Annotated in this window: 22 protein-coding genes; 12 read left to right on the top strand and 10 right to left on the bottom strand. The window is 72.8% G+C overall.

Annotated features, from left to right (window positions below; all coding sequences use genetic code 11):
* Window positions 1–355 precede the first annotated feature (355 nt).
* On the bottom strand, window positions 356–1288 hold the full coding sequence (locus tag ACZ6SQ_RS14840; RefSeq protein WP_469561155.1) for an alpha/beta hydrolase family protein: 933 nt from the start codon (window positions 1286–1288) through the stop codon (window positions 356–358).
* Window positions 1289–1386: 98 nt separating this feature from the next.
* Window positions 1387–2037 carry a TetR/AcrR family transcriptional regulator gene (locus ACZ6SQ_RS14835; RefSeq protein WP_469561153.1) on the bottom strand — a complete coding sequence of 217 codons (651 nt, stop codon included), beginning with the start codon at window positions 2035–2037 and terminating at the stop codon, window positions 1387–1389.
* A gap of 350 nt (window positions 2038–2387) precedes the next feature.
* Between ACZ6SQ_RS14835 and ACZ6SQ_RS14830 the strand changes: the two genes are divergently transcribed.
* The 6 genes from ACZ6SQ_RS14830 (at window position 2388) to ACZ6SQ_RS14805 (ending at window position 8884) form a co-directional block, all read left to right on the top strand.
* Window positions 2388–3371, top strand: coding sequence for an SDR family oxidoreductase (locus ACZ6SQ_RS14830; protein WP_469561151.1), 984 nt, complete (start codon window positions 2388–2390; stop codon window positions 3369–3371).
* Between the two features lie 214 nt (window positions 3372–3585).
* Complete coding sequence (locus tag ACZ6SQ_RS14825; RefSeq protein ID WP_469561148.1) at window positions 3586–4419, top strand: DUF4397 domain-containing protein; 834 nt, start codon at window positions 3586–3588, stop codon at window positions 4417–4419.
* 114 nt (window positions 4420–4533) lie between these two features.
* Window positions 4534–5211 (top strand): class F sortase, encoded by a 678-nt coding sequence (locus ACZ6SQ_RS14820; RefSeq protein ID WP_469561146.1) that lies wholly within the window; start codon window positions 4534–4536, stop codon window positions 5209–5211.
* Between the two features lie 23 nt (window positions 5212–5234).
* A complete protein-coding gene (locus ACZ6SQ_RS14815) occupies window positions 5235–5813 on the top strand; it encodes a sigma-70 family RNA polymerase sigma factor (RefSeq protein WP_469561143.1) in 579 nt (192 codons plus the stop codon).
* Window positions 5800–6576 carry an anti-sigma factor gene (locus tag ACZ6SQ_RS14810; protein ID WP_469561141.1) on the top strand — a complete coding sequence of 259 codons (777 nt, stop codon included), beginning with the start codon at window positions 5800–5802 and terminating at the stop codon, window positions 6574–6576. The genes ACZ6SQ_RS14815 and ACZ6SQ_RS14810 overlap by 14 nt, the downstream gene beginning before the upstream one ends.
* 232 nt (window positions 6577–6808) lie before the next feature.
* Window positions 6809–8884, top strand: coding sequence for an MMPL family transporter (locus ACZ6SQ_RS14805; protein WP_469561138.1), 2076 nt, complete (start codon window positions 6809–6811; stop codon window positions 8882–8884).
* A 122-nt stretch (window positions 8885–9006) separates the two neighbouring features.
* On the opposite strand, the gene ACZ6SQ_RS14800 is transcribed toward ACZ6SQ_RS14805, so the two are convergent.
* From ACZ6SQ_RS14800 to ACZ6SQ_RS14785, 4 genes are read right to left on the bottom strand one after another with little or no spacing between them, the layout of a single operon-like run.
* Complete coding sequence (locus ACZ6SQ_RS14800; RefSeq protein ID WP_469561135.1) at window positions 9007–10005, bottom strand: DUF5914 domain-containing protein; 999 nt, start codon at window positions 10003–10005, stop codon at window positions 9007–9009.
* Complete coding sequence (locus ACZ6SQ_RS14795; RefSeq protein ID WP_469561132.1) at window positions 10002–11006, bottom strand: phytoene/squalene synthase family protein; 1005 nt, start codon at window positions 11004–11006, stop codon at window positions 10002–10004. Before ACZ6SQ_RS14795 ends, ACZ6SQ_RS14800 begins: the two co-directional genes overlap by 4 nt.
* Window positions 11003–12553: a phytoene desaturase gene (locus tag ACZ6SQ_RS14790; protein ID WP_469561130.1), complete on the bottom strand. Its 1551-nt coding sequence runs from the start codon at window positions 12551–12553 to the stop codon at window positions 11003–11005. Before ACZ6SQ_RS14790 ends, ACZ6SQ_RS14795 begins: the two co-directional genes overlap by 4 nt.
* Window positions 12550–13851 (bottom strand): polyprenyl synthetase family protein, encoded by a 1302-nt coding sequence (locus ACZ6SQ_RS14785; RefSeq protein WP_469561127.1) that lies wholly within the window; start codon window positions 13849–13851, stop codon window positions 12550–12552. Before ACZ6SQ_RS14785 ends, ACZ6SQ_RS14790 begins: the two co-directional genes overlap by 4 nt.
* Before the next feature lie 301 nt (window positions 13852–14152).
* Here ACZ6SQ_RS14785 and ACZ6SQ_RS14780 point away from each other — a divergent pair, with 301 nt between their 5' ends.
* From ACZ6SQ_RS14780 to ACZ6SQ_RS14765, 4 genes are all read left to right on the top strand, one after another.
* Window positions 14153–15340, top strand: coding sequence for a lycopene cyclase family protein (locus tag ACZ6SQ_RS14780; RefSeq protein ID WP_469561124.1), 1188 nt, complete (start codon window positions 14153–14155; stop codon window positions 15338–15340).
* Between the two features lie 34 nt (window positions 15341–15374).
* On the top strand, window positions 15375–16094 hold the full coding sequence (locus ACZ6SQ_RS14775; protein WP_389325266.1) for a class I SAM-dependent methyltransferase: 720 nt from the start codon (window positions 15375–15377) through the stop codon (window positions 16092–16094).
* A 63-nt stretch (window positions 16095–16157) separates the two neighbouring features.
* Window positions 16158–17696 carry an FAD-dependent oxidoreductase gene (locus ACZ6SQ_RS14770; protein WP_469561121.1) on the top strand — a complete coding sequence of 513 codons (1539 nt, stop codon included), beginning with the start codon at window positions 16158–16160 and terminating at the stop codon, window positions 17694–17696.
* Between the two features lie 118 nt (window positions 17697–17814).
* Window positions 17815–18372, top strand: coding sequence for a DUF4383 domain-containing protein (locus tag ACZ6SQ_RS14765; protein WP_469561119.1), 558 nt, complete (start codon window positions 17815–17817; stop codon window positions 18370–18372).
* A 57-nt stretch (window positions 18373–18429) separates the two neighbouring features.
* Here the strand turns inward: ACZ6SQ_RS14765 and ACZ6SQ_RS14760 are convergent, their stop codons facing one another.
* A complete protein-coding gene (locus ACZ6SQ_RS14760) occupies window positions 18430–19767 on the bottom strand; it encodes a glycosyltransferase (protein ID WP_469561116.1) in 1338 nt (445 codons plus the stop codon).
* A gap of 193 nt (window positions 19768–19960) precedes the next feature.
* Between ACZ6SQ_RS14760 and ACZ6SQ_RS14755 the strand changes: the two genes are divergently transcribed.
* Window positions 19961–22018: a glycosyltransferase family 4 protein gene (locus tag ACZ6SQ_RS14755; RefSeq protein ID WP_469561113.1), complete on the top strand. Its 2058-nt coding sequence runs from the start codon at window positions 19961–19963 to the stop codon at window positions 22016–22018.
* Between the two features lie 17 nt (window positions 22019–22035).
* On the opposite strand, the gene ACZ6SQ_RS14750 is transcribed toward ACZ6SQ_RS14755, so the two are convergent.
* Entirely contained in the window at window positions 22036–23094 is a 1059-nt protein-coding gene (locus ACZ6SQ_RS14750; RefSeq protein WP_469561110.1) for a MerR family transcriptional regulator, read from the bottom strand.
* A 139-nt stretch (window positions 23095–23233) separates the two neighbouring features.
* Here ACZ6SQ_RS14750 and ACZ6SQ_RS14745 point away from each other — a divergent pair, with 139 nt between their 5' ends.
* Window positions 23234–23992: a hypothetical protein gene (locus ACZ6SQ_RS14745; RefSeq protein WP_469561107.1), complete on the top strand. Its 759-nt coding sequence runs from the start codon at window positions 23234–23236 to the stop codon at window positions 23990–23992.
* Here ACZ6SQ_RS14745 and ACZ6SQ_RS14740 read toward each other — a convergent pair.
* Both ACZ6SQ_RS14740 and ACZ6SQ_RS14735 read right to left on the bottom strand, forming a co-directional pair.
* Window positions 23937–24473: a hypothetical protein gene (locus ACZ6SQ_RS14740; protein ID WP_469561104.1), complete on the bottom strand. Its 537-nt coding sequence runs from the start codon at window positions 24471–24473 to the stop codon at window positions 23937–23939. The genes ACZ6SQ_RS14745 and ACZ6SQ_RS14740 overlap by 56 nt on opposite strands.
* Window positions 24474–24502: 29 nt before the next feature.
* Window positions 24503–24907: a VOC family protein gene (locus ACZ6SQ_RS14735; RefSeq protein ID WP_469561101.1), complete on the bottom strand. Its 405-nt coding sequence runs from the start codon at window positions 24905–24907 to the stop codon at window positions 24503–24505.
* Window positions 24908–24922: the final 15 nt, after the last annotated feature.

The following is a 24922-nucleotide window of genomic DNA, read 5'->3' as shown; positions in this document are numbered from 1 at the left end:
GCCCCTGGACAGGTGCGGTGCCGCGGTCGGCCCCTGCAGCCGTGGCCTCACGGCTGCCAGCCCCGCGTCCACATCCCCATGATCCGCCCGCCGGGCCGCACCCGCTTGCTGGGCCGCTTTGTCGACAGATCGGCGACCGTGTGTGAATGCAGGATCCCGGTCAGTCGGGAGACCTTCGTCGCCCTGGCGGCGCGGATCGTCACCGACCGCGGACCGCCCGGACGCGATCGCTGCCGACCGCGGACGGCCCGGACTTCTCGAACGGCTCGAACGGCGGTCAGGCGGCTCCTCGACCGAGAGCGAGGAGCCGCCCGCCCTGCGTCACCGCGCTCGGCGACTGGACGTCAGAGGGACCTCAAGGCTTGCCGGAGAACACAACGCCCGGCAGATTCTGGGCCGTTGAGCCCCACACCTCGTCGTACAGCGAGGACCGGCCGACAAGTGTGTACAGCAGCCAGGCGGTTGTGACGCCCCGTGTGGCCTTCTGCTGTACCGGGCGGGAGATGCTGCCGCTGTCGCAGCCGAAGCCGGAGCTGTCCTCGAAGCCGCAGTGGAAGCCGCCGGTGATGACGCGCAGTTGGGCAGGTGCCGGCTTCGCGGCGTACATCTTCTGCTGGTGGTCGGCGACCCCGGCGATGCTGTCCTCGCTGCCACCGAGGTACTGCGCGGGGGTCCTGAGCGTCCCCGAGGCGGCGACCGCCGAGGGGTTCGTCTCCGCCGCCGCCAGTGTCGACACGCTCTTGACCGCGGGGTTGCGGCTCGCGGCCAGCAGGGCGGCGCCGCCGCCCATGGAGTGCCCGGAGACGCCCAGGCTGGAGGTGGCGACCGCGCCCGTGAAACGGGAGCCGCTGGTGCTGTTCTGTGTGGTGAGCCAGGTGAGCGCGGCGTTCAGATCGTCCGCGAAGGCGGAGTGGTTGGGGAACAGGCCGCCTTGCGATTTCGGTACCACGGTGATGAATCCCCAGGACGCGTAGTGCCTGAGCAGGGATTCGTACTGAGTGATGCCCTGGAAGAACCCGTGCCCGAAGGCGAGCCCCGGGTGGACACCGGCTGCGACCGGCGCGTTCGCACCTGCCGAGGCTCCGGGATACCAGACACGTGCGCTGTACGACCGGCCGGAGGCCGACACGGTCAGATCCGTGTAGGCCACCGCGTGGACACCGGGTTCGGACAGGTCCTGCGGCGCTACGGGATTCGCTGTCGAGGCGCCGGCGGCGGGAGTGAATCCCATGCCGGCCGCGACGGCCAGCAGCACGGCGGTGATGATCCGTACGGTGGAGCGGAGCATAGCCTCACCCTTCTGTGACGGAACGATTGACGTGGCGCATGGCAGGAGAGGCGTCCGGGAGACACGTGGAACTCGAGCGCCGGAACCGGAAACGCCTCTCACGCTTCGTGCGGCGTGAAGCTGCAGAGCAGGGGCGCGATGAGCCGCTGGAGGTTTTCCCGCCGAACCTGTGGAGGGACGTTCAGCAGAGGCATGGGGCCCGTCAGCCCGGGGGTGTGCGCGAGCAGCGCCAGGTTCGGCAGGATCGTCAGCAGGAGAGCGAGCAGGGCCTCCAGATCGGAGTCCTTCCGCAGGTGGCCCAGGTCGACCGCTTGCTGGAGAAGTGGGCGCAGGCTCGTCATATAGAGGTCGTTCACGGGTGTGCGCACGGCGGCACGGACGGCCGGGTCCATTTCCATATTGGTCGCTGCCGTGACACCGCGTTCCAGCGGATGTTCCGCGAAATAGACCACCCAGGCATCCAGGGCATCGAGGAAATGGCCGGCGAAGCCGCGTGTGCCGTCATAACTCTCGAGCCAGGGCCTCAGGTTTTCGTGCACGCGCAAAGAGGTCTGCTCGGCGACATAGGTGAACAGATCCAGCTTTCCGGCGAAGTACTGAAACAGGGATCCCTTTGCGACGCCTGCCTCGCGGGCGATGACGTTCAGGCTGCCTGTCGAGTAGCCGTGCGTGCCGAACTCGTCCATCGCCGCGATGAGAATGCGCTCGCGGCGGGCCGGAGACAGGCGAGCCCAGGTAGGCGTTGGCATCGGCACTCCAGAGGTGACCGGGCGGTCATATGACCACCCGGTCATAGTCGAGGCGGCAAGGTGTGATGTCAATGCGTGTGTCACACCTGTTCCAGACGCCCCGTGTTGACCTGGATGCCTTTCCTGGCGCAGCCGAGGTCGGTCGTCGCCCGTTTGTCCTGCATCCGGCGAGATGCGTCGCCCCGAAAACAGCGTGGTGAACAAGGTGCCGGCAACGGCACGGAGCGATCGGCGGGATCGAGATCGCCTCAGCACTCGGTGTGAGTCGAGATCGCCTCAGTACTCCGGGTGACTCGTAGCCGTGGCTGATCCGGCGGTGGCCGACGGAGACAGAGGGCGAGGACCATGGAATGAGCGGCCGAGGATTCCTTTCCCGATATGTCGCCCGGGCTTCCCGACGTGTCGCCCTGGTCCCGAGCCCGCCCCTGGACGGCTCGCCCCTGCGTGGACGGGTCGCCGTCGTCACCGGGGCCGCCCGCGGGGTGGGCGCGGCGCTCGCCGCCGCTCTGAGTGATGCCGGTGCGCGGGTCGCGCTTCTCGGCCGCGAGGAGGAGAGGCTGCGCGAGGCGACGGCGGGGATGTCCTCGCCCGGCCTGTGTGTAGAGGTGGACGTGACCGACCTCGGCGGCCTCGAAGCCGCGGCGAGGGAGGTCGAGGCTCGACTCGGCCCCGCCGACGTGGTGGTGGCGAATGCGGGGATCGCCGTCAGCGGGCCGTTCCGCGACACCGATCCCGACCTGTGGCGACGGGTTGTCGAGGTCAACCTGCTCGGCGCCGCGAACACCGCCAGGGCCTTCCTGCCCCACCTCACCCGCAGCCGCGGCTACTTTCTGGAGATCGCCTCGACCGCCGCGTTCGGCTCCGCGCCCATGATGAGCGCCTACTGCGCCTCCAAGGCGGGTGCCGAGTCCTTCGCCCAGGCCCTGCGCGGCGAACTCGCGCCCGAGGGCATCGGCGTCGGCATCGCGTATCTGCACTGGACCGGAACCGACATGATCGACGGACTCGACGACAACCCGGTGCTCAGGGCCCTGCGCGCACATCAGCCCTGGTTCGCCCGGCGTGTGCAGACCCCGGCGCGGGTGGCCGGGCTGCTCACCGCCGGCATCGAGCGACGCGCCCCCGCCGTCTACGCGCCGCCCTGGCTGCGCTGGTGCCAGCCGCTGCGCCCGGTCTTCCCGATGCTGGTCACCCACATCTCCCGGCGGGAACTGCGGCAGCGCACAGGACCGGATTTCGCCGTCGGTACCGGACTCCTCGGCGCGGGCGGCCTGGCCGACTGGAACGCGGGCCGGTCCTCGCCGCGTCACCGACGGGACGCATACGGAAACTGAGCGGCGAGCCGTCCTGTCCAGCGTCGGGCCCACACGCCACCATCACCGCCGGCATGCCGCCGTCGACGTACGAGCGCGCCCGGAGCCGACGGCGAGCAGCACTCCCAGCCCCCCGCCCGCAAGTGACCGCGCGGGAAGTGAAACCGATCGTGCGGGTGCGGCGGAATGTGTCCTCACAGTGCCAGTCATTCCTGAGCCGAAGGGACAGACCGCCATGAACTCACGTACGAAGAGTGCCGCCCTGGCCGCCGGAGCCGCCGCCGTCGTGTCCATGACCGCCGCGGCACCCGCCTTCGCACTGCAGGGCGCCGCCGAGGACCAGGCCACCGTCACGGTCCTGCACGCCGTGCCCGGTCTCACCGTGGACGTCTACGCGGGTGACGACGAACTGATTCCCGACTTCAAGCCGGGCACGCTGACCGACCCGATGAAACTCGACGCCGGCTCCTACGACATCAAGATCTTCCCGGACGGCGAGGGTCCCGACGGCACACCGGCCATCGAGAAAACCGTCGACGTACCCGCGGGGGCGAACGCGACCCTCGTGGCCCATCTGACCGCCGACGGCGACCCCACGCTGGACGCGTTCGTCAACGACACCTCCAAGGTGCCGGCCGGCCAGGCCCGCCTGACCGTCCGCCATGTCGCGGCGGCGCCCGCGGTCGACGTACGGGCCGACGGCACACCGGTGTTCAAGGATCTGGTCAACCCGAAGGAGGCCAAGGGCGACGTCGCCGCCGGAACGGTCTCCGCGGACGTGGTCCTGGCGGGCACCGACACGGTCGCGATCGGTCCGGCCGATCTGAACCTGGCGGAGGGCACCAACACCATCGTCTACGCCTGGGGCAGCGCCGAGGACAAGAACCTGGCCCTCAAGACCCAGACCCTGAAGGGCATGCACTCGGCTCCGGGCGGCGTTCCCGCGGGCGAGAGCGGACAGGCCGCGGCACACAACGAGGGTCTCCCGATCGGGGCGCTCTCGCTCGGTGCGCTGTCCGCCCTCGGCGTCGCGGGCGTCCTGGTCCGGCTGCGCGCCACGGCACGCTGAGCCCACCCGGTACCGACGGGCACGGCACCGCAGAACCTCTCCCCGGTCCGTGGTGTGCCGCGGGAGCCGACGGCACACCACGGACCACGAGCGAAGAGAAGACGCTGCATGATCATGAAGTCGTCTCGCCGGGGTCTCCTCGCCGCACTCGCCGTCGCGGTCGCGGGGCTCACCCTCTCGACCGTGTGGCTGGTGCGGGACACATCCCGGCAGACGGTGAGCGGACCGGCCGACTTCGGCCCCGCGCGGGCCGGCGCCGACAGCCGGTCACTGCCGTCCACACCCCGCACGGTCGCGTCGGTCGGCGGGCCCGGGCGATCGCCCGCCGTCCCGGCGCAGGTCGCAGGGCCGCGGACGCTGACGCTCGCACGCCTCGGCGTGACGGCGCCCATCGATCCCGTCGCCGTGTCCGACGACGGACAGGTCGAAGTTCCCGACGATCCCCGACGGGTCGGCTGGTACCGCTTCTCTCCGCCGCCGGGCTCGAAGCAGGGTTCCGCGGTGCTGGTCGGTCATGTCGACTCCGACGGCCGCGGGCTGGGCGTCCTCGTGGCCCTGAACGACGTCCGCTCGGGTGATCAGGTTCTGGTGGAGCGCGCCGACGGCAGCACGGTCGAGTACCGCGTCACCGCCCGCCGCGCGATCGACAAGAGCGCGCTGGCCGGGTCCGGTGCGTTCCGGCGGGAGGGACCGGCGGTCCTCACCCTCATCACCTGCACGGGTGCCTACCTCCCCGACTCCGGCGGGTACCAGCAGAACCTCGTCGTCACGGCCGTGGAAGCAAGAACGTGAGGGCGATGTGGGGCGGTGCCAAGGTGCTGGCCGCCACCGTGGCCCGCGTGACGGCTGTCCCCGACGACGAGCTCGGCGACGGGTTCACCGCGGGTGACGAGGCGTGCCTCAACGAGGCGTACCGGCGCTGGGGCGCACTCGTCTTCACGGTCGTCCTGCGGCGCGTCGGAGATCCGGAGGAGGCCAAGGACGTCACCCAGCAGGTGTTCGTCGACGCCTGGCGCGGCCGGGCGGGCTACGACTCGCGGCGTGGTGCCCTGAAGACCTGGATCCTCGGGATCACCCACCACAAGGTGGCCGACGCGCTGACCCGGCGCTCGAGGCACGCCAGGGACCTGGAGGCGGCCGCCGCGGCCGTGCCCGAGGTCTCGCACCGGACTCCTCCCTCCGACGCGGTCGTAGATCACATTCTCCTGGTGGAGGAGCTTGAGAGACTTCCCGAACAGCAACAGACTGTCTTGACGTTGGCCTTCTTCGAAGACCTCACCCAGAGTCAGATCGCCGAACGCACCGGGCTTCCGCTCGGCACCGTCAAGAGCTGCACGCGGCGTGGACTGATACGCCTCAGGAACCGGTTGGAGGTGGACGATGGAGCACCTTGATGAGGAGACACTCGCCCTGATGGCGCTCGGGGAGGACTCGTCCCCCTCGGCGAAGGACCATGTGCGGCACTGCGCGCACTGCGCGCGGGAACTGGCGGCACTGACGCGTGTGGTCTCGACCCTCAGGACACCCGCGATCCACGAGCACGAACTGACCTCCCCGCCCGCCGACCTGTGGGACTCCATCGCCGACGAGCTCGGGCTGGAGCAGAGCGCCGGTGGGGGAAAGGCCGAGGCGGGCGACCACGGCATTCGGGCGGCCGGGCGCGAGCGGCCGCGTTCCGCCGGTTCCGGCACGGCCGACGGGCGACCGCGGCGCGGGAATCGCCGCCTGGCCCGTTTCGGCGTCGCCGTCGCCGCCTGCGCCGCGCTGCTCGGTGCCGCCGCCGGGAGCGGCGTCACCTGGTGGGCGATGCGCACCTCCGCCGGCGCTTCCTCCGCCGACGGCCGCCAACTCGACTCGCTCCAGGACGAGTCCGCCGGCTACGCCCGCCTCAGCGACGACCCGGGGCACCGCACGCTCGACGTCACGGTCAAGGGCCTTCCGCGGACCTCCGGCTACTTCGAGGTCTGGCTCATGGACCGCACCCACACCAAGCTGGTGTCGATGGGAGTGCTCGGCGCCGACGGCCACGCCACCCTGCCGGTGCCCGACAACATCGACCTCGACGAGTACTCGGTGGTAGATGTGTCGGTTCAGCCCTACAACGGCCGCCCGGACCACTCGGGCGACAGCCTGGTCCGCGGGCCGTACGCCGGTTGACGGCGTGTCCCCTCACATCTGCTGACCGGTCACCGGGCTCGGCGAGTCGCGCGTACCGCGTGACCGACCCGGCCCGATGCCGTTGCCGGAATCGATGCGGACGCGGGTGCATCCGCCGCCCCCCCTCCCCGGGAAAGTGCAGTCACATGCTTCAATCTTTCTCAATCATTGAGATTACTCTTCGGTGAGATTGTTCATCGCCAAGAGATATCCCTGCCCCCATGGAGTTCTCATGTCCCGACCCCTGCGATGGGCCGGCCGACTGCTGCCGCTGCTCGTCGTCGTCGCCTGGCTGGCCATCGGCGGTGGCCTCGGCCCCTACGCGGGCAAGCTCGGCGAGGTCTCGACCAACGACCAGGCCGCGTTCCTGCCGCGCAGCGCCGAGTCGACCCAGGTGATAGAGGCCCAGGAGGCCTTCCGCCAGGCGGAGTCCCTGCCCGCGGTGATCATCTGGACGGCGGCCGACGGCGGCAGGCTCGGGCCCGGGGAGCAGGCCGATGCCACCCAGGCCCTCACCGGTCTGAAGGGGGAGCCGGGAGTGCTCGCGACCCCGTCCCCGGCGATCGCCTCGGACGACCAGGAGGCGCTCCAGGGAGTCGTCCAACTCCGCCCCGACCTCGGTGAAGAGCTGCCCACGACGCTGGAGGCCGTGGAGAAGGCGGCCGCGGCCGTACCGGGGACGACCGTGCAGCTCGCCGGTCCCGCCGCCACCCAGGCCGACCTCGCCGACGCGTTCGCCGGCATCGACGGCCTCCTGCTCGGCGTCGCCCTGGTCACGGTGCTGCTGATCCTGCTGCTGGTGTACCGCAGCCTGCTGCTCCCGCTGGTGATCATCATCGGCGCGGTGTTCTCGCTCGGTCTCGCCTGCGCGGTGGTCTATCTGCTCGCCGACCACGACATCGTCCGCGTCGACGGACAGGTGCAGGGCATCCTCTCCATCCTGGTGATCGGTGCCGCCACCGACTACGCCCTGCTGCTCGCGGCCCGGTTCCGTGAGGAACTGGGTGCCCGCGAGGGCGACCGTGTCGCCGCCATGCGTGCCGCGCTGCGCCAGTCCGTGGGACCGGTCACGGCCAGCGCCGCCACCGTCGCCCTCGGCCTGCTGGCGCTGCTGTTCAGCGACCTGACGAACAACCGCGCACTCGGACCGGTCGGTGCGATCGGCATCGTCTGCGCCGTGCTGAGCGCCCTGACCTTCCTGCCCGCGGTCCTGCTCCTCTTCGGCCGCGCCGCCTACTGGCCGGCCAAGGTCAAGCCCACGCGGGACGAGGGGCACCCGGTGTGGCGCCGTGTCGCCGACGTCGTCGACCGGGCGCCCCGGAAGGTGTGGGCCGCTACCCTCGCGGGCCTGCTCGCCTGCGCCGTGTTCTGGCCGACCCTGGAGTCCAAGGGCGTCCCGCTCGACGAGATCTTCGTGAACGACGCCCCGTCCGTGGCGGCCCAGGCGACCCTCGGCCGGCACTTCCCCGGCGGTGCCGGAAACCCGGCCGTCGTCATCACCGACGCCGCGTCGGCCGCCGGAGTGCGGTCGGCCGCCGAGACGGTCCGCGGGGTCGACTCCGCCGACGTCGTCACCGTCTCAGGGCGTCCCGGGACGGGTGAGGCGCTCGTCGCCGACGGACGGGTCAGGATCGACGTGACCCTCGCCGACGCCGCGGACTCGGACGCCGCCAAGGACACCGTCGCCCGCCTGCGGACGGCACTGCACAAGGTTCCGGACGCGGACGTCATGGTCGGCGGGTACACCGCCCAGCAGTACGACACCCAGCGCACCGCCGAGCGCGACCGCAACCTCATCGTGCCGGTCGTCCTCGCGATCATCCTCGTGATCCTCGTCGGACTGCTCCGCTCGCTCCTGCTGCCCGTGCTCCTCGTCGCCACCGTCGCGCTCAACTTCGCGGCCACCCTCGGCGTTTCGGCCCTGGTGTTCGAGAACGTCTTCGGCTTCAGCGGCACCGACTCCTCCGTCCCCCTCTACGGATTCGTCTTCCTCGTGGCGCTGGGCGTCGACTACAACATCTTCCTGATGTCCCGGGTGCGCGAGGAGGCGCTCGGGCACGGCACCCGGGAAGGCGTGCGCCGCGGGCTCGTCGCGACCGGCGGGGTGATCACCTCGGCGGGTGTCGTTCTCGCCGCGACCTTCGCCGCCCTCGGCGTCATCCCGCTGGCCTTCCTGGCGCAGATCGCGTTCATCGTGGCCTTCGGCGTACTGCTGGACACCCTGGTGGTGCGCTCACTGCTGGTCCCCGCGCTCGTGCGCGACATCGGCCGCACCGCCTGGTGGCCGGGCGCCCTCAGCCGCCGGTAGGCCCCTCGAACGGGGAAGCGGCTCAGGGCCCCGTCCGCCGGGGCGCAGGGAAGTGGCGTGGGCGTCTGTGCGAGACCCACGCCACTCGCGCTTCGGCGGCGGGCACGCGGGGGCAGGGCCCCTCAGCCCGGGAAGCGGCCCGTGGAACGCAGCTGCCAGCGGCGTTCGGCGTAGGCGAGGTCGTCGCGCCACAGCCGGCCGGCCGCGGTGCGCATCAGCGGACGCATGAGCGGTGCGGCCCGGCGGGCGAGGGCGAAGCCCCGCCGGCCCGAGGTCGCCACCACGGCCTCGACGACGGCCGTGCGCGGACGGCCCCGCTCGTCGCAGCCCAGGGGAGTGGCGTGGGTCTCCACCACGGTGCCCACGCCCTCCCCTTCGGTGATGCGCATGACGACCGTGCGCGGCTCGGGCGCGGTGAACACCGCCCGGACCGGGACCACCAGCCGCCCCGCGACCTTGAACGAGACATCGACGGTGAAACGGTCGTCGGACGCGTCCGGCGAGCCGACCACGGTCAGATCGACGAACGAGTACGGGTGGAACCACGCCCCGTGCCAGGGATCGAGGCGGTTGGCCACCACGTCCTCGGGCTCGCAGGTCCCGAAGCCCGTGTAGACGGCCGTCAGCCCTGCCGCGGCGGCCGGGCGCTCCGGTACGACGGGTGCGTCCAGGGCCGGTTCCCCGCCGGCCTCGTCCAGCCGTACCCAGACCAGGACCCCGTCGTCGAAGGCCGGCAGCGGCTGCCAGCCCGCGAACGGCTCCCCGTCCAGGGCCAGTCCGTGCCAGTGGCACACGAGGGTGCCGCAGCGGACGGGGCTGTCGGCCAGCGGCGCCCCGAGGTGCGGGCAGATGCCGGGACCGGCGAGGGGCCGGCCGTCGCGGCCGCGCCAGACGACGACCTCCCGGCCGGCCACGTCCAGCGCCAGCGGCCGGTCGCGGCGCAGCGCCTCGGAGGCGCCGACGACGTACCAGTTCCCCGACGGCCGGGCCTGTGCCTGTTTCAGGGCTCGCGCGATCACCGCGGGCCTGGCCTCCCGCCAGGTGGGCTCCTGCCGGTGCCAGGGGACGGGGCGGTGGCGCAGGGACAGAGGAACGCGCCGGTCGCGGCGCCGGGGGTTCACGCGGCCTCCTCGGAGACGTGCCGGTCAGGACGCGATGACGGTGAGTCGTCCGCGGTCCGCGGCCGGTAGCGGTGACGCAGCCGCGCGGCGACCACCCGGGCGAGCCCGTCCGCCGCCACCACGGCACGGTCGGCACGCGGCACCACCGCACGGCGGTGCAGCGCCGAGTAGCCGTCCCGGGCGACGGCGTCGAGGATGCCTCCGTAGAGCACGAACGCCGTACGGATGCAGGGCCGGGCGACCGGATCGAGCATCGCGATGCCCGGCTGGGCCTGCTGGTAGACGCCGCGTGTCAGCGCCTCGAACGCGCGCAGCGCGGCGGTGACCCGCCGGTCGTGGCGGCCCGTGTCCCGGCACCAGCGCAGCAGCGGGCGGTCGACGCCGTGCGCGGCGAGCAGATCGGCGGGCAGGTACACCCGGCCGCGGTCGAGGTCCTCGCCCGTGTCCCGCAGGAAGTTGGTGAGCTGGAAGGCCACACCGAGGGACGCCGCGTACGGGGCGGCCTCCTCGCGGGGCACGACCGTGCCGAGGACCGGGAGCATCTGGAGCCCGATCACCGCGGCCGAGCCGTGCATGTAGCCGCGCAGGTCGGCGTAGGTGGGGTAGTCGGTCACCTCCAGATCCGACCTCATCGCGGTCATGAAGTCGTGGAAATGCGTGTGGTCGATGGCGTAGCGGCGTGCCGTGTCGGCGAGGGCGAGCACCACGGGTTCGTCGGTGACGCCGCCCCGCAGTCCCTCGTCCAGCCGCTGCTGGAGCGCGCTCAGTTCCGTGGCCCGCCGGCCGTTGTCGAGGCAGGGGTCGAGGGAGTCGACGATGTCGTCGGCCCACCGTGCGAACCCGTACAGCGCGTGCACGGCCGGCCGGCGGTCGGCGGGCAGCAGCCGAGTGGCCAGGAAGTAGGTCCTGCCGTGCGCGCGATTGAGGGCACGGCAGCGCAGGTACGCCGACCGCAGCACCGGGTCGGTGATGCCCGCCGCGTCGAGTTCACGCTCGGTCATACGGCCTTCTCCTTCGCTGGGGCCTCGGCGGTGGCGGTCGCGCCGGCGCGCGACGGGCGGCGCCGGGTGCCGCCGGTGACGCGGGCCGCCGCGAGCTTCCCGGAGACCAGCGCGGTCGGCACTCCGACACCGGGCGTGGTGCCGCAGCCGGCGAGTACGGCGTTCTCGGTGCTCCGGACCAGGTTGCGCGGCCGGAACGGCCCGGTCTGCGCGAGGGTGTGCGCCGCCGAGAACGGCGTTCCCGCCGCGTGGCCCTGGCCGTGCCAGTCGGCCGGGGTGACGAGGAACTCCTCCTCGACGGAGGCCTCGAAACCGTCGAGTCCGCGTGCCTCCAACTCGCGCAGCAGTCCGTCCCGGTAGCGCGGTCCGAGGTCCTGCCAGGCGGAACTGCCGGGCCCGATCTCGGTGTTGGGGCAGGGGGCGAGGACGTAGTGCAGATGGCGGCCCGGCGGGGCGAGCGAGGGGTCGGTGGTCGTGGGGCGGGTGATGAGGAGGGAGGGATCGCTCATCAGCCGTCCGTCGCGGGTGAGTTCGTCGAACGTCGTCCGCCAGGCGGCGCCGAACGAGATGGTGTGGTGGGCGAGTTGCGGCCAGGTCCGGGACGTGCCTGCGTGCAGGACGACCGCCGACGGCGAGTGCCGCAGCCGTACCGGGCGGCGCGGCCTGCGGCCGAGGAGTCCGTAGGTGACGGGCAGGTCGGGAGTGAGCACGACCGCGTCGCAGGGGATGCGCTCCTGCGCGGTGACCACGGCGGTGATCCGTTCGCCCGACCGCTCCAGCCGTGTCACCTCCTGCCCGAACCGCAGGGTGGCTCCCGCGTCGGCCGCCGCGTCCGCCATGGCCCGTGGCAGGGCGTGCACGCCGCCGCGCGGGAAGTGCACACCGGCGACCGTGTCCATGTAGGCGATCACCGCGTATGCGGCCAGGGCCCGCGACGGCGGTACCCCGGCGTAGAGCGCCTGGAAGGAGAACACACGCTGCAGCCGTTCGTCCCGCAGGAACCGGCCGATGCGGCGGTCGAGCCGGCCGAAGCCGCCGAGCGCCACCAGACGGGCGAGATCGCCGGTCAGCAGATCCAGGGGCGAGTCGAAGTTGGCGTCGATGAAGTGCCGCATCTGCACCCGGTACAGCCGCTCCAGCCACTCCCGCAGCCGCAGGTAGCCCGCCGCCTCACGGGCTCCGGCGAACCGCTCCACCTCCGCGGCCATACGGTCGCCGTCGGTGTGCACGTCCAGGGCGCTCCCGTCGGCGAAACAGGCCCGGTAGGCCGGGTGCAGCGGCAGCAGCTCGACCCGCCGGTACAGACTGTCGCCGACGGCGGAGAAGGCCTCGTCGGCGAGGTCGGGCATGGTCAGCACCGTGGGCCCGGTGTCGATCCGGTAGCCGCCGCGCTCGATCCGGCCGGCCCGGCCGCCCGGCAGCGCGTCGCGCTCGACGACGGTCACCCGCCGTCCGGCACCGAGCAGATGCAGGGCCGCGGACAGGCCGGCGAGCCCCGCACCGACGACCACGACATGGTCGGTGCGGCCGGGCAGGACGCGGCTCATCGCCGGACCTCCGGCACACCCGGGGCAGCCATGTGAGGGCTGACGGACGCCACATCGGCGGACCGAGCGGAACCCGCCGTGCCCAGCAGCGCGCGCAGTCGCCCCGCCGCGTCCGTGGCGGGCAGGGCACGGTCGAAATGCCGCAGCCCCTGCGCGGTCAGCCGGTCGATCTTGGACTCGACCGCGGCCCGGGCCCCCGTATGCACGAGAACGTCCCGTACGTCGTCCAGGCCCGCCGCGGTCAGACCGTCATCGCCCAGGGCCCCCTCCAGCACGGCCAGGGAGCGACGGTCGCGGGCCGCTTCGGCGCGTGCCACGGCGACGGCGACGAGGTAGGTCGGCTTGCCCTCGCGGATGTCCCCGCCGACGGCCTTGCCGGTGCGACGCGGGTCGCCGAAGACGTCGTTCAGGTCGTCGCGCAGTTGGAACGCCATCCCCGCGCAGCGCCCGGCCGAGCACAGCGCCTCCAAGGTGACGGCGTCCGCGCCCGCCACGGCCGCCCCCAGCGCCAGAGGCCGCTCGACCGAGTACAGCGCGCTCTTGAGACAGGCGGAGCGCAGTGCGCGGGGCAGCGAGCGAGCGGCGGTGATCTGGCCCGCCAGTTCGAGGTACTGGCCCGCCACCATCTCCATGCGCATGTCGCTCCACAGCCGGCGCACCACCGTCGCCGTCCACGGACCGAGCACGGTCTCGGCCACCGCGTCGTCCGCCCAGGCCAGCGCCAGGTCCCCGGCGAGCACCGCGGCCGCCTCCCCGAACCGGGCGACACGCTCGGGCGAGGCGGATCCCGCGTAGCGGCCGCCCAGCTCGGTGTGCAGCGACGGACGGCCGCGCCGCATCGCCGAGCCGTCCATCACGTCGTCGTGGACCAGGGCGCAGGTCTGGAGCAGCTCCAGTGCCGCCCCGATCCGCAGCGCCGCGTCGGCCGAATGCTCCTCGTTACCGCCGCAGGCCCGCATCGACCACCACACCAGTTGCGAGCGGGTGCGCTTGCCGCCCTCCTGCGTGAAGCGCCCGACCCGCTCGGCCAGTTCCCGTGCGAACAGCCTGTCCGTGGCGCCCGCCCGGGCCAGCCGGTCGGCGAGTATCCCGTCGAGCACCCGGCCGACCGCGGCGGGCACGTCCGCGTCCACGGACGTCACGTCGAAGGCGGGTGCGGCCGCGCCGACGTCCCCGCAGGTCCCGTCGGTGTCCTTCGGAGCCGGCCGCCCGCGCCGGGAGGACCCCGACAGAGGGACCAGGCGCGGAACAGGCGGCCCCGCGGCCGCACTGTGGTCCTTCGCCTGAATGGCGCGCATCCCGGTTCCTCTCGTCGTGGGGTGGATCGCTCGTCGTGGTGATGCATTCGACGGATACGGCTCGGACGGATGCGGCGAATGGCGGGTGCGGCGAATGGCGGGTGCCTGGTGAACGGGCCCCGCCGCGCCCGGACGGCTGTGCGAGCAGGTAGACCCCGCCCGCCCCACCCCTCGCAAGCTGCATCCGCCGACGCCCCCCGACGGGAACACCACCCAGCGCGCGCACTGACACGCGGAACCCTGCGCGTACAGACACGGGTACCCCTGCGCGTACAGACTCGCGGAACCGGAAGGAGCGGACGTGATCGAGGCGGACGTGGCAGTCGTCGGGGCGGGTGCCGCCGGGCTGTCCCTGGCCCACCGCCTGAGCGGGCACGTCACGGGCACCCGGACGCCGACCGTGGTCCTGGTGAACGCCCCCGCGGGCCCGCTGCGACCGCCGCCCCGCACCTGGTGCTTCTGGGAGCCAGGGAGCGGCCCCTTCGACGCCGCGGTGCGCAAGGACTGGCGGCGCCTTCGCGTACGTCCCCCGGCCGGCCCGCCGATCGAGGACGGCATCGCCCCGCTGCGGTACAAGATGATCCGCTCCGACGACTTCGAGACACTGATCGGCCACGACCTCGAGCGCAGCCCCAACGTGCGGCGCGTGGAGGCGATCGTGCGGTCGGTGGACGAGACACCCGGCGGGGCCCGCGTGCGGATGTTCCTGCCCGACGGCCGCAGGGCGACCCTGGACGCGCGCTGGGTGTTCGACTCGCGGCCCCTCGGCAGCCTCCCCGCCGCCCGGACCACGCTGCTCCAGCACTTCCACGGCTGGTTCGTGCGCACCTCGCGCCCCGTCTTCGACGTCGCGACCGCCGACCTGATGGACTTCCGTACCCCCCAGCCCGCCGACGGGCTGTCCTTCGGCTACGTCCTGCCCACCGGCAGGCACGAAGCCCTCGTGGAGTACACGGAGTTCTCACCACGCCTGCGCACGGCGAACAGCTACGACGAGGCGGTGCGCCACTACGTCGACGACGTACTGCGCCTCGGCGACACCGAGATCGTCGCCACCGAGACCGGCGTGATCCCGATGACCGACGCCCCCATACCGCGCCGGGTCGGCGCCTCCGTCTTCAGGATCGGTGCCGCGGGCGGCGCCACCCGACCCTCCACCGGCTACACGTTCGCCGGTCTTCAGCGCCAGACCCGGGCGGTCGCAGCCGCCCTGCGGCAGGGCCGTACGCCGGTGCCGCCGGCCGCCCACTCCGCGCGCGCCCGTGCCATGGACGCCGTACTGCTGCGCGCCCTGGACAGCGGCCGGGTCGACGGACCCGCCCTGTTCTCCCGCCTGTTCGCCCGTGTCCCCATGCGGCGGCTGCTGTGCTTCCTCGACGGGCGCACCAGCCTGCTCGAGGACCTGTCGATCGGCCTGCACACTCCCGTCGGCCCGATGCTGCGCAGCGCCGCCGAGCTGCCCGGCCTGCCCCGCCGCCCCTTCGACTGACCCGCCCGCCCGCTACGCCCACCTTGGAGATCGAATGACGCTGCTGCGCGACGAGGACCTCGCCGCCGCTTTCGACCACGCGTCCCGCAGCTACGACACGCTGGTCGCGGCCAACCCCGGCTACCACTCCCATCTGCGGCGCTCGGCGCGCCGCCTGGGGCTGCCCGGACACGGGGAGGGACTGCGGCTGCTGGACCTCGGCTGCGGCACCGGCGCCTCGACGGCCGCCCTGCGCTCCGTCTACCCGGCGGCCGCGATCACCGCCGTCGACGCCTCCGCCGGCATGCTCGCCCGGGCCGCGGCGAAACCCTGGGCGCGGGAGGTGAACTTCGTGCACGCGCCCGCCGAACGGCTCACGGAGGCGGGCGTGACAGGACCGTTCGACGCGGTCTTCGCCGCCTACCTCTTCCGCAACGTCTCCGACCCCCACACCGTCCTCGCCGCGGTGCGCGACCTGCTGCGCCCGGGCGGACGGCTCGGGGTGCACGAGTACACCCTGAGCGGCCGCCGCACCGACCGGGCGGTGTGGACGCTGGTGTGCCGGGGCATCGTCCAGCCCGCCGCCACACTCCTCGGCGACGGCCCGCTGTACCGGCATCTGTGGCGCAGCGTCGTCGAGTTCGACACGGCCGACCGGTTCCGTGACCGCATCGGCGCCGCAGGGTTCGACCAGGTGCGCGCACTGCCCCTGCCGGGCTGGCAGACCGGCATCACGCACACCTTCGTCGCCCGCAGGCAGGAGAACCGCCGATGACCGCCCGCGAGTGGCAGGAGAACCGCCGATGACCGCCCGCGTCCAGCGGCAGGAGGCGCGCCGGTGAGCGCCCCCGCCCGCCGGGGCCGGGACCGGCGCGCCCGCACACTTCCGGCGCACCCGGGCGCTCCTTACGCGGACGGCCGGCCCACCGTCGCCGTGGTCGGCGGCGGTATCGCCGGGCTGGCCGCTGCCACCGCGCTGGCCGAACGCGGCGTGTCCGTGACCCTGTACGAGCGCGAGCCGTACGTCGGGGGCCGGGTGGGCGGCTGGCCCACGCGGCTGCGGGACGGCAGCACGGTGACGATGAGCCGCGGCTTCCACGCCTTCTTCCGCCAGTACTACAACCTGCGGGGCCTGCTGCGCCGCACCGATCCCGCTCTGGCCCGGCTGACCGCGCTGCCCGACTACCCGCTGCTGCACGCCGACGGTCTGCGCGACAGCTTCCGGCACGTCCCGCGCACCCCGCCCTGGAGCGCCGTCGGCTTCGTCGCGCTCAGCCGTTCCTTCCGGCTGCGCGACCTGCCGGCCATGGACCCGGTCGCGGCCCTTCCTCTGCTCGACGTCCGCGTACCCGAGGTGTACGAGCGTCTCGACGGCGTCAGCGCGTACGACTTCCTCGACCTGGTCGGCTTCCCCGGGCGAGCCCGTCATCTCGCGTTCGAGGTGTTCTCCCGGAGTTTCTTCGCCGACCCGAGGGAGCTGTCGGCGGCGGAGATGGCGCTGATGTTCCACATCTACTTCCTCGGTTCGGCCGAGGGCCTGCTCTTCGACGTGCCCCGCTCACCGTTCCCGGACGCGCTGTGGGAACCGCTGGTGGGATATCTGCGGCGGCACGACGCCGACGTCCGCACCGGGACGGCCGTCGAGCACATGGCTCCCGCGCGGGGCGGCGGCTTCCAGGTGGCCTGCGACCGTGACGAGCGGTGGTACGACGCCGTCGTCCTGGCCCTCGACACCGCCGGGCTGCGCGACCTGGTGGCCCGCTCGGAGGGCATCGGGGACACACCGTGGCGCGAGCGGGTGGCCCGTCTGGGCACCGCTCCGTCCTTCCTGGTCACCCGGCTGTGGCTGGACCGGCCCGTCGCCCCGGACCGGCCGGGCTTTCTCGGCACCAGCGGGTTCGGCGGCCTCGACAACATCAGCGTGCTGGACCGCTGGGAGGACGAGTCGGCCCGCTGGGCGGCACGCACCGGCGGATCCGTCGTGGAGCTCCACGCGTACGCCGTACCTTCCGCGGCATCCCGTGACGTCGAGGAGAAACGCCTCGTCGAGCAGCTGCGGCACGTCTACCCGGAGACCCGTGCCGCCACGGTCGTCGACGTGCGCCACGAATGGCGCGAGGACTGCCCGATGTTCCCGGTGGGCGGCCACGCCGACCGCCCCGCCACCCGCACCTCGCACCCCGGCCTCGTCGTGGCGGGCGACCTGGTGCGCACCGATCTGCCCGTGGCGCTGATGGAACGCGCGGCGACGACCGGATTCCTGGCCGCCAACGCCCTGCTGGAGCGATGGGGGGTGCGCGGCCAGACCCTGTGGACCGTGCCGGACCGCGGACGCAACGCCCTGCTGCGACGGCTCGCGGCACGGGCGGAACGCTGAGCGGAACCCTGGACCGGAACGGGTGCAACCGTTTCGCAGGTATGGGGAGAAACAAGGGCGAAAGGCACACGTGATCCGCACCGCCGCGGATCCCCCGAGCGTGGGAGAGGACAGGCCCATGAGGCTCAGCGAGGAACTTCCCGTCGACCACCGGCTCGCCCAGGTGTACCGCTACGGCGCCGGCCTGTGCGGAGTCGTCCTGCTGGTGTTCGGCTGCCTCGGCTTCGCCGACCGGCTCAGCCCCTTCAGCACGGACGGCACACAGGTGGCGGGCATGACGACCAACGGGCTGCTCAGCCTCGTCTCGGTCGTCGTCGGCCTGGTGCTGATCGCGGGCGCCGTGGTCGGCGGCAACTTCGCGTCGACGCTCAACATGACCGTCGGGACGCTGTTCATGATCAGCGGCTTCTTCCACCTCTTCGCCCTGGACCGCTCCGCCAACATCCTGGACTTCGGCATGACCAACGTCATGTTCAGCTTCCTCATGGGCCTGCTCATCGCCTGCTTCGGCATGTACGGCCGGGTGTCGAGCAAGCTGCCCCACGACAACCCCTACTGGCGCCGCCGCCACCCCCGCGAAGCCGCCCGGGAGTCCCTCGCCGCGCGTCGCCGGGCCCGCCAGGCCGACTTGGCGCCGGGCGCCTCGACACCGGCGATCACCTCCGCGCGGGACTGAGCGCGCGGAACCAGCGCTCCGCGCCCGCCCGGCCGGCGGCACCGGACCACCGGCCGTTCAGCGGGCGCGGACCGCTTCGCCCATGGTGGCGAGCAGCCGTGCCGCCGCGAAGTCCGGCCCGCGCCTGGCGAGTTCGCGCGTCCACCGCCCCATGCGGGGGCGGCCGGCGACGAGCAGAGCGTCCAGCGCCGCCGGTACGTCGAGAGGCGACAGGGTGTTGGGGTCCCGTACGAGCGCCACGCCGGCGCGTTCGCCGTCGTACGCGACGGCGAACTGGTCGCTGGAGAACGGAAGGATCAGCGCGGGGACCCCGAAGCGCAGACACTCGGTGAAGGAGTTGGCGCCGCCGTGATGGACCATCGCGTCCACATGCGGGAGCAGGGACTGCTGCGGCACGGACGGCGCGACGACGACACGGTCACCCGCGAGGTCCGCCAGGGCAGCCGTCCGCTGCCCCGCCGCCACGACGACGCCCGTGCTGTCGGTGCCCTCGAGCACCCCGGACACGACGGTCCGCAGCACGTCGTCGCGAGCCGAGAGAAACGTGCCGAGGGCCACCAGCACGACCCGGCGGGCCCGGTTCCTCAGCCGCCGAAGCAGCTGCGACCAGTCGTCTTCCAAGGGCTGCGCCGGACCTACCATGTGTCCCGCGTGGACATGGTCCGGACCCGTGGGCGGCCCGGGCAGCCACGGCAGGCGCGGGTACGCGTACAGGACCGTGTGCGGCGACGTCAGCGCGAACGCCCGCCCCGGACCGGGCGTGTTCGGTGCCCTGCCCCGTGCGAAAGCGTCGAACCGCGCGGTGAAGGCGCGGTCGTTCTCCCGCGCCACGCCGAGGAGTTGGGCGAGTCGCCCCGCGTCCGGCCGCAGGGCGCCGGGCCAGTCGTACGGGACACCGAACCAGCTGTCCGGACCCGCGAGGACATAGGTCGGATGCCCCGGGCAGAACGTCGCGTACCGCAGCCCCAGGCAGTGCAGGGCCAACGTGGCCGCGTAACTGAGCTGGTCGACGACGTACCAGTCGGGGCGCAACCGTTCGTCCAGGGACCGCAGATCCTCGAACACGGTGTCCGGGTCGGCCAGCATGTCCGCCCGGCGATGGCGGGCCTGCGTGATCAGGGTGGGGATCGCGCCGAGCCGGGTGGCCTCGAGGAACTCCGTCAGCCGGGCCGCCTCCGCGGCCTCCTGCCGGGTGCCTTCGGCCACCCCGGTGTTCTGGTTGCGGCTCACGCTCAGCGGTACGAAACGGACACCGGCCCGGTTGGCGAGGGGCTCGAACGCCTCCGTGCACGCGAAGTGCACGTCCGCCCCACGGTCCCGCAGCGCGGCCGCCAGTACGGACAGGGGCCCGGCGTGGGAGAGGAACGGAGGGCTGATGATCACAACGCGTGGCACAACCCCCCTTCGCCACGGCGACCCTCCTCGGATGCGGTGGGTCCGGCCCGGTGCGCCGTCGACACACCCTGGCGGACACGGCTGCATCCGGTCGACGCCTCCCCGGCGAAGACACAGTGTCGTCCGCTCCTGCACGAACGCGTCGTTCGAGCCCGCACGAAGGTGTCGTCCGTTCCCGCACGAAGGAGACCATGTGTCCGCCTCTTCAGCGCCCTCGTGGGACACCGTGCCGACGACGCCGTCCCACGCGGATCCGGACCCGCTCGTCGCCGCGCGGCACTCCTTCTTCCGGTACCGGCACACGGACACTCCGGGCGCCGCACGGCACCACCGTCCCACCGGCGACCTGGCGATGCTGCTGGAGGCCGAGTACGGAATCGGGCCCCGCGCGGTGCAGCCCGACGCGGAACCCGGGCTCGGACGGGAGGACAGGGCCGTCGCCTCACTGCGCCGGGCCTGCCGCCTCGCCGTACTGCTCACCCCCGAAGCGCTCCTCGCGCACGCGGGCGGCGGGAGCAGGCTCGGCGCGGTCCTGACCGAGATGTGGCCCGGCACCGTACGCCGTCACGGCGCGCGCTACGCCGAGGAGACCCTGCGCCGAGCGCTCCTGCACGGCGCTCCCGACGCCGCACGCACCGCGTTCCTGCTGGACTGCGCCCAGGCGACGGATCTCAGTCCGCTGTCCGCGGCCGAGGCGGCGGGACTCGCGGCACGAACCGGCCGGACCGCCCGCCACGCCCTCTGGCGCTACCTGCACCAACTCCCCGACGGCGCAGTCCTGCTCCCCGCCCTCGACACCGCGTCGGACCCGTACGAACGACTGCTCCTCGCCCCTCCCGACACCCTCACCGAGGAGTACTGGCCCGCGACCGGGATCCTCGTCGCGCAGACCATGCTCCAGGGCGACCTGGACACGCCGGGACAAGGGCCGAGCGGAGGGCTGTCCGTGCTGCTGGGCGGACTCGGCGACCGGCTCGCCCGCGTCGACGGCATCGCCGGCGTGGTGACCGTGGTGACCGCGGGCCCCGGCGACCTGGCGCGCGACCCCCGACTCCTGCGGCAGCGCGCCCCCGGTCACTGGGTGCTGCGCCTGCCGGTCGACACCCCCGGGACACCGCGGCAGCACGCGCGGCCCGGGCATCACCCCGCGCTCACCTGGTGGGCCGTCCGCCTGCTGCGATCCCTGCCGCGAAGCCCCGACGTCCTGCATGTGCGGTACGCGGACGACGACAGCCTGGCCCTCGCGCACGCCGCCGCCCGCACGGGAGCGCGGCTGCTCTTCACCGCGGCCCCCGATCCCCACCGCACCCTCGTCGGGAAGCACGCCGACGCCCACGACCCCCAGCGTGCCGAGTCGCTGCGCGCCGACCTCCACCACGTCTTCTGCGCCGACCGTCTGGTGGCCCGCGCCGACACCGTGATCGGCATCCCCGGACACCCCGGCAGCCGGGATCTGCTACGCCATTTCCCGGTGCTGGCCGACCGTTACGGCCCCACGGGACCCGCTGCCCCACCCGAGGGAATCGCCCCCTACGTGCCGGCGGCCGACGAACCGTCACTGCGGCAGCGGATGCTCGACGACCTCTTCGCCGACGGCGGCCGCCCCGACGCTCTCGCCCCCGCCGACCGCGCCCTGCCGCTGCTGCTGTGCGTCGGCCGGCTCCACCCCGTCAAACAGCAGGATCTGCTCGTACGCACCTGGCTCGCCACAGGCCTGTGGCGGCTGACCACACTGGTCGTGGTGGGCGGCAGCAGCGGACTTTCCACGGCGCCCGAGCGGCAGATGCGCGACGCGCTCGACTCGCTGCTGGCCGGACAGGACGCGGCGGCGCGCCGCCTGGCGATGCTGTCCGCGCTGCCCAACGACGAGGTGCGTCGCCTCGAGCGAGCCCTGGCCGACCCCCAGGACGGAGTTCCCGCCTGGTACGTGTGCCCGAGCGCCAAGGAGGAGTTCGGGATCGCCGTACTGGAAGCGATGGAGGCGGGACTGCCGGCGGCGGGCCCGCTGCGCGGGGGAGTCACGCACTACCTGCGCGACGGAGTGAACGGCATCCTGCTGGACACCTCGACCGCGTCCGGCCTCGCACGCGGTCTGCACCGGCTCGCGTCCCTCCCGGAGCACCGGCGCACACGCCTCGCTCGAGCCGGGCAGCAGACGGTGGCAACCCGGTACTCGGTGACGGACATGGCAAAGGCGCTGGCGGGGGAGTACGCGGCAACTGTGGTGGGGCCGGATTCCGCCGCAATGTGACGCGTCCGGCCCTCAGTTCACGCGGACCGCGGTGCGTAGCCCTCGGCCGGGAGAGGTGCGTCGTCGCCGAGCCGGCTCGCGGCGAGCAGGATGCGGACCGCCTCGCCCAGACCGCGCGGTCGCAGCAGTCCTGGATCCCAGTGCCGGCCCCAGCCCGGGCCGCACAACAGCACGTGACTGCGGGTTCGGGCGCCGTGGATACCCCAGCGGATGGACATGAGGTGACGGCAGAGCGGAAGGTCGGCGGTGCCGCGGGACTGTGACCACAGGGCCACGGCGGCGGGAGCGGTCCGCCGTACGGTCGCCTCCAGGGACTCGACCGGTACCGAACCGCCGAGCATCAGCACGCGCTGGCCTCGTTCCGCGAGCGCGGCGGTGAGCGCCTCCAGCGGGAGGGTGTGCTGTTCGCTCGGCAGGCATGCCAGGAGAACCGGACGCCCGTCCCCGGTTCTGTTCAGCGCGACGCCGCGGGCGTAGGCGGACCGCAGGGCGGCGGACACCTGCCAGGACAGCAGGTGCTCCACCTCCACGTACCGGTCCTCGGAGGACTCCCATTTGCGGCCTACGGACCGCAGGGTCGGGGTGAGCACCTCCTCCCAGGCGGTGACCAGGCCGTACGACTCGATGGCCGCCGTGATCTGTTCGTGCACGGCCTCGGCGTCCATGCGAACTGCCGCCCGGGCCAGTCCTCTGCATCGGCGCCGCCAGTCCGTGAGGGGCGGGACGTCCGCCGAGGGCGGGTCGGGGCCCGGCGACGGTGTGGGCGGCTCCGGGAGCGGGCCGGGCGAGGCGGCGGCCGGTCGGGGCGCGGCGGTGCGGAACTCCGCCGCCCAGGTCTTCGCGGCGCGGGCCGCCTCGGCCGGGGGCAGCCCCTGCGCTGTCAGCCGGCACATCTCCTGCACCATCGCGACGTCCTCGGCCGTCCAGCGCCGGTGATGCCCTTCGACCCTCGCGGCAGGCCCCAGCCCGTAGCGGCGGTCCCATGAACGCAGAGTGGTGGGGGAGATGCCGAGCTTGCGCGCGAGAGCACCGGTCGTGACGCCCGCCCCCGCGCGGCCTTCCTCGTCCACATCCATGCTTCCTCCACCACCGCGACGGACCTGCCCGGCCTCGGGCCACGAGTGGTGTTCCCGATTCACGCGCCGCAGGGATGCGCCCGGCAGCAGCCGTGATCGCGCGGGCCCGGAGTCACCGATGGCGCTCTACGCTGGCCCTATGACGGATGCGGGGGACTTCCGGGTCGGTGACGTGCTGTCGGTCGCCTGCCCGTTCACACCGACCCGCGTCGAGCGGGGTCTGACGGGGGACCACGTGGCGGTGCGATGGCCCTGGTGGACCGTCGACACCGACGGTGACCTCGTGCACTGGAACGGCGTCGTGGCCCTCGGCGTGGACAACCGCGAGGGTGAGCTGTTCCGGACCGACCCGCCGCCCGAGCGGCTGAAGGCGGGCGACAGCTGCCGGGTCGGCATACCGCCGACCGTGGTCCATGTGACGGACGTCGGCCGTCACGATCCTCCGCTGGAGACGGGCTGGCTGCCGCGCCCCCGGCTGACCGTGATCGTGCTGCCCCGAGGCATGTCCGTTCGCGGGCTTCCGGACGTGGGCCATGTCGACGACACGGGATGCACCCTCCACCCGGGTGACGGGACGCCCTTCACCTTCGAACCGCTGATGCGGCCCTACGCGTTTCTCCGGCCGGGCGACGAGGTCGCCGACGCCTCTGCCCGGGCGTGGCGATTCGACGGTCCCTGGACCTGGACCGCGTTCGACGGGGAACCGGCCGCGCCGGGCCCCGAGTGGCCGCTCACCCTGCTGACCCGCGCGGGGACGCCATGCTCCGCCGAGGATGCGGAGGTGGTGGCCGCGAGCACGGCGACCGGTTCGCATCAGGAGACCGTCCGAGCCTGGATGTCACTCACCCAGGTCTCACCATCTCGAAGAGAGGATCGTAGGGCTCGCCCTCCGGTGTGAAGACGAGGACGAAGTCCTTCCCCACATCCAGCGCCACGTCCCGCAGCCGCGCCAAGGCTTCTCCTTCGGTGGGAAGGGCGAGGCCGAGGGCCGCGGCGGCACGCTCTCGTCGGGCGACGAGGTCCGGCATGTCCTCCATGTACTCCGCCGCGAGCTCGCGGCTTTCCTCCGCGGTGAACGTCTGACAGTCACGCCACCACGGGACGACCAGCAAGAGCCGCAGAAGTTCGGGCAGACCCACAGCGATGAGTGCCGCACACCCCTCGGAGTCCGCGAACAGAACGGGCCGTTCCTCGCCACCCTCGCCGCAGAAGAAGAAGGTGCCCCCGGCCCCGTCACCGGCGAATCCCTCCAGCGCGGCGCCCGAGGCCAGATGGACCTCCTCGCCGTGATCGCCGCGGTCCAGGTCGAAATCGCCCGGCCAGGCGAGGAAGCGCGCGGTCTCCTCATCGGCACGGACGGCGGTGATCAACGACTTCATGCGAGGGACCCTACGGCCCGCCGGTGAGCTCAGCCCTCCCCGCCCCCCGGCCGGTAGCTGCCGAAGCTCCACTCGCGGCCCTCCGGGTCGAGGACACGGGCACGGCGGGTGCCCCATTCGGTGTCGGCGGGCGGGATGACGCCCTGGCCGCCGGCCCGCAGCGCACGTTCGTAGAGCTCGTCCACGGCCGCGGTCGCCAGATAGACCCCGGCTCCCGTCGAGATGCCCTTCAGAGGCGGCACGGTGTAGGCGTCGTCCGAACTGGCGACCATCAGCACCGCGTCCCCGAGCCGGAGTTCGGCATGGGCGACATGACCGTCCTCGCGCTCCTGTCGCGCCGTCGTGACGAACCCCAGGGCCTGGAGCCAGGCGATGGCGCCGGGGGCGTCCACATAGCTCAGATACGCGTGGAGGGAGGTCTCGGGCGGTTCCATCGTGCTCTCCTTGCA

This window comes from Streptomyces sp. NPDC048600 (assembly GCF_055587025.1).
The sequence above is the reverse complement of the archived record's forward strand: the minus strand, read 5'-3'. Positions and strand labels throughout refer to the sequence as shown.